This window comes from Streptomyces sp. UH6 (genome assembly GCF_013421635.1).
GTDB lineage: Bacteria > Actinomycetota > Actinomycetes > Streptomycetales > Streptomycetaceae > Streptomyces > Streptomyces abyssomicinicus.
The window spans coordinates 1-4,973 of sequence record NZ_JACADT010000386.1; the positions used below are offsets into that span (position 1 = coordinate 1).

A 4,973-nucleotide genomic window follows, 5' to 3' on the forward strand; every position below is an offset into this window, starting at 1 on the left:
GCCGTCCTCGTCACCCTGTGGAACGTCGCGATGATGCTCGGCGGGATCCTGGGGGGCGTCCTGCTCGAGGACCTCGGCGCGAAGGCGGTGGCCGCCGTTGCCGCCCTCCTCGGCGCGGCCGCCACGACCGTCGTCGCCCTCGCGCGGCGCCACGCCTTCCCCTCGCACCGGACCACACCCTGACGGGACGACGGCCATCGCGCCGAGGGCGGACACCGGCCCGGATCCGGTGGGGAGACCGACGGGGCACGGCCGCCCCACCGGACCACGAGCCCGGGACAGCTCCGCGATCCGCGCTTAGGCGACGGGACGAACGGAAAGAATGCATCCCGAACGGATATCCGGCCGACGGGTGAGAGGGGAGGGCCTGCCGTGGCGCTGCCGGACATGGCACTGCCCCTGTACCTGCGCCCACGGCTGGAACCGCCGCTCAGCACCCTGCTCGACGAAGGGGCGCTGCTGCACTCCCTGGTCGACGCGCTCGGTTCCCCGCTGAACCTGCTCCTGCCCGAGCGGATCGCGCAGAACGCCCGCCGCTTCCGCGACGTCTACCGCAGGCACCACCTGGCCGGCCAGGTCCACTTCGCGCACAAGGCGAACGGCTCCCACTGCCTGGTGCGCGCACTCGCGGCGACCGATCCCTCCGTGGCCGGCGTGGACGTCGCCTCGCTGGGCGAGTTGCGGCACGCCCTGGAGTCCGGCATCGGTCCGGACCGGATCCTGGCCACCGGGCCCAAGGACCCCGAGTTCCTGTGGCTCGCCGCCCGCACGGGGACACGCGTGCACCTCGACTCACCCGCGGAGCTGGAGCAACTGGCCGCGCTGGTGCGCAGATACGCACTGCCCCGGGCCGAAGTACTGTTACGGCTCGCGGAGTTCGCGCCGACGGCCGGGTCCGGCGGAGTGCGGCTGCTGTCACGGCGCAGCCGCTTCGGCACCCCCGTCCGCGCGCTGGAAGCGGCCCTGGACCTCGTGGAACGGCACCGGGACGCGGTGGAACTCACCGGCGTCGGATACCACCTGGACACCACCGGGATCGAGGAGAAGGCCCTCGCGCTGGAGAACTGCGTCCAGGCGCTGGACCTCTGCCGCTCCCGCGGACTGGACCCGCGCTCCGTCGACATCGGCGGCGGCTTCGGCGTCGGCTACGCGCGGGACGCCGGCGAATGGGAGCGCTGGACCACCGCGCTCGGCCAGGCGGTCCTGGGCAACCGGCCCGCCCTCACCTGGCGGGGCCACGGCTACGGCCTGCGGAACGAGGGCGGCACCCTGCGCGGATCGCCCGCCCTCTACCCGGCGCACCGCGCGTCCGCGGGCCCGGCGTACCTCGACGACCTGCTGCGCCACCCGGGCCCCGCCACCGGCCGCCCCCTCGGCTCCCTCCTGCTGGAGCACCTGTACGACCTGGACTGCGAGCCGGGCCGCGCCCTGGTGGACCAGTGCGGGGTCTCCCTGGCCAGGGTGGTGGAGGTGCGCCGGGACTTGGGGGACGTCCTGGTGCGCCTCGCGGCGAACGCCGGGGACGTCGCGCTGGAGGAGCACGGCGTCCTCGTCGACCCCGTCCTCGTTCCCAGGGACGGATCCCCGGAGGGCGGTCCGCGGGGCGGTGACCCGCAGGAAGGTGAACCGCAGGGCGGTGAACCGCGGGGCGGCGCCGGGGTGTTCCTGATGGGCAATCTCTGTCTGGAGGCCGACCTGATCACCCGTCGCAAGGTCTTCCTGCCCCGGCTCCCGCGCCCCGGCGACCTGCTGGCCTTCGCCAACACCGCGGGCTACGCCATGGACTTCCACGCCCACCGGGCCCAACGGCAGCCCCTGGCCCGCACGGTCGCCGTCACCCGGGAGGGAACCTCCTGGCGGTGGTGCCCGGACGAACGGTACTGGCCGATCAGCCCGTCGGGAGGGACCGCGTCATGAGGTACGACAGCATCGTCGAGGCCATCGGCAACACGCCGCTGGTGCGCATCGACCCGGCCGTGCACGGCCTCGGCCACATCGACCTCTACGCCAAGCTCGAGATGCTCAACCCCTTCGGCTCGGTCAAGGACCGGGCCGCCTGGAACATGGCCCGCGACCGGCTGGTCACGGCCGCCGACGACGGCGCGACGGTGGTGGAGCTGTCCAGCGGGAACACCGCGAAGGCGCTGGCGCTGCTCGCCGGCCTGCACGGCCTGCCGTTCAAGAGCGTCACCAACCGGATGCGGGTTCCCGAGATCAAGGAACTCCTGCTGCTGCTGGGGGCCGAGATCGAGGAACTCCCGGGGCGGAGCGAATGCCTGGACCCGACCGACACCGAGGACCCGCTCACCCGTTTCCACCAGGCCCTGGCCGAGGAGGGCGGCGCCTACCTGCACACCGACCAGTACTTCAACCCGCGCAACACCGAGGCCCACAGCACCGGAACCGGTCCGGAGATCGTGAAGGACCTCGACGGGAGGGTGCCCGACTGGTTCATCGCCTGCGTGGGGACCGCCGGTTCGTCGACCGGGGTGGCCCGGGTGCTGCGCGAACACGACCCGCGGGTGGGGGTGGTGGGGCTCGTGGCGGACAAGTCGGACTTCATCCCCGGCATCCGCACCCTCGACGAGGTGCACCAGGTCGGCCTGTTCGACCCGGCGACGTACGACACCATCGAGCCGGTGACCTCCGACGAGGCCATCGACGGCATGCTCACCCTGATCCGCCGCTGCGGCCTGCTCTCCGGGCCGACCGGCGGCGCCGCCTACCATGGCGCCGTCCGCCACCTCCGTCCGCTGGACGCGCGGCTGACCGAGCGGCGCACCGCCGTCTTCATCGTCTGCGACCGGGCCGAGAGCTACCTGAGCTACGTCCGGCAGCGCCGCCCCGAACTCCTCGGACGGCCCCCGCGGAAGAACTCGGTGGAGAGCCTCGGCGCCGAGGAGACGGCCCGGCTCGCGAAGGAGACCACGGTCGAGGAGGCCCGCCGCCGGCTCGACGGGGACGCGCCGCCCCTCGTGGTCGACCTGCGCGGCCCGCACGCCTACGCCGCCCTGCACATCGGGGGATCCGTGAACATCCCCGACGAGCTCTTCGCCGAACTCGTGCGTGGCGGCCTGCCGTTCGCCCGCAGCAGGCCGGTCCTGCTGGCCTGCCCCGTCGGTGAACGCTCGGCGCGCTACGCCGCCCTGCTGACCCGCATGGGCCACCCCGACGTCCGCAGTCTGGCCGGCGGCGTCGTCGCCTGGCGGGACGCCGGCGGACCCCTGGTCCGGGACTGAGCCGTGCCGTCACCCGCCTACGACCCCGAGCGCGAGCTGAAGGAACTGGAGCCCTGGCAGCGCGAGTTGCGCGAGCAGTTCCCCATCATCACCGGCAACCCCGGCCTCGCCTACCTGGACAGCGCGGCCACCGCGCAGAAGCCGCAGGCCGTCCTCGACGCCGTCCACACCTACCTGACCACCAGCAACGCCAACGCGGCGCGCGGCTCCTACCTCTGGGCCAACCGCACCACGGAGCTGGTGGAACGCACCAAGGACGTGGTCCGCCACTTCCTGGGGGACCCGGAGGCCGGCCGCCGTGACGCCCGCTCGGGCGTCCATTTCACCGGCGGCACCACCGACGGCCTGCGGTCCGTCGCCCGCGACTGGCTGGCCGGCCGGCTCACCGACGGAGACGTGATCCTGGTCCCGGCGGCCGACCACCGGGCCAACCACGAACCCTGGCTGGAGGTGCAACGGCTCCTCGCCGCCCGGGGCGTCCGCGTCACGGTCCGGGAACTGCCGCACCAGGAGAGCTCCGGCGACTACGACCACCGCGCGTTCCCCGACGTGGTGGGCCCGCGCATCCGGTTCGTCGCCGCCACCCACGTGCACCACGTCCACGGCGGCGACATGAACGTGCACCGCATCCGCGAGGCCGTCGGCCCCGACGTGCCGATCTGCCTGGACGCCGCCCAGGGCGTCGGCCACCTGCCCCTCTCGGTGGCCCGCCTGGACGTGGACTTCGTCGTGTTCTCCGGCCACAAGGCCCTGGCCCTGCCCGGGGTCGGGGCCGTGTGGTCGCGCGACACGCGTGGCCCCGCCTTCCGGCCGGGAGGATGGCAGGGGACCCCGAACACGGTGGGGATCGCCTCCCTGGAGGCCGCACTCCGCTGGCTCGACGCCGCGGGCACCGACCGGATCGACCGCTGGACCACCGCCCTCGCGGCCCGGCTGACCGACGCGCTCCGCCGCTGGCCCGCCTACCAGGTCCTCGGCTGCCAGGCAGCGGCGGCGACCGGGGCGGCCGTCCAGCGGCGGCACGGCATCGTGACCTTCCGACACCGCGACATCCCCTCCGACGACCTCGGCTTCATCCTGGACAGTCACGGCCTCATGGTGCGGGCCGACGACCTCTGCCAGACGGGGAGGACCGGAGGGCAAGGATCGGTCCGGGTCAGCGTGCACGTGTACAACACGGTTCAGGAGATCGACCGCCTGCTGACCGTTCTTGGCGAACTCGCGTGACAGGCCCCGCCCTGCGAAATGGAAACCGTTTGCAGCAGTAGATTGCCCGCAGCCGCGGACACCTCGGGAACGCGGCGCTGCGGAAGGGCGAGAACGGGCGTAATGGGCGTGAGCATGTCGACGGCGCGGCGGTGGGTGGAGCGCTGGGAGCTGCAGCAGCAGCGCTACGCGGTCGACCGCGAGACGCGGTTCACCGTGATCACCGACGTGGTCGAGGAAGTGGTGGTCCAGGACGTGGTCCGGGACGCGGCCGGGGACCGGGCGGAGAACGCGGCGGGGGACCCGGCGCACGGCGTGGCGCAGGACGCCGCGCAGGACGCGGCGGGGGAGCACGGGAGGCCGCTCCTGCTGGACCTGGGCTGCGGCCCGGGCTCCCTGGCCGCCAGGCTCGCCGCGCGCCTGCCCCACGCCGAGATCGTCGCCGTGGACATGGACCCGCTGCTCCTGGAACTCGGCCGCACCCACCGCCCGGACGCCGCCCGCTACGTGGACGCCGTGATCGGGGCC

The 4,973-nt window shown here is 73.6% G+C and carries 4 protein-coding genes and 1 pseudogene; all 5 read left to right on the top strand.

The features are described from left to right. Positions 1-183: pseudogene (locus tag HW445_RS18155) on the top strand (MFS transporter); the annotation flags it as partial. A gap of 204 nt (positions 184-387) precedes the next feature. After that, a complete protein-coding gene (locus tag HW445_RS18160) occupies positions 388-1,917 on the top strand; it encodes an alanine racemase (RefSeq protein WP_180222050.1) in 1,530 nt (509 codons plus the stop codon). Then, positions 1,914-3,239, top strand: a complete 1,326-nt coding sequence (locus HW445_RS18165; RefSeq protein WP_180222051.1) for a pyridoxal-phosphate dependent enzyme — start codon at positions 1,914-1,916, stop codon at positions 3,237-3,239. Before HW445_RS18160 ends, HW445_RS18165 begins: the two co-directional genes overlap by 4 nt. Positions 3,240-3,242: 3 nt before the next feature. Beyond that, positions 3,243-4,466 (top strand): aminotransferase class V-fold PLP-dependent enzyme, encoded by a 1,224-nt coding sequence (locus HW445_RS18170; RefSeq protein WP_180222052.1) that lies wholly within the window; start codon positions 3,243-3,245, stop codon positions 4,464-4,466. Positions 4,467-4,568: 102 nt separating this feature from the next. Further along, on the top strand, positions 4,569-4,973 hold a 405-nt coding region (locus HW445_RS18175; protein WP_180222053.1), incomplete at its 3' end, for a trans-aconitate 2-methyltransferase.

Excerpts from the sequence above, each read along its gene's own strand:
- HW445_RS18160 (WP_180222050.1), top strand. The coding sequence starts at position 388 with ATGGCACTGCCCCTGTACCTGCGCCCACGGCTGGAACCGCCGCTCAGC.
- HW445_RS18165 (WP_180222051.1), top strand. The coding sequence starts at position 1,914 with ATGAGGTACGACAGCATCGTCGAGGCCATCGGCAACACGCCGCTGGTG.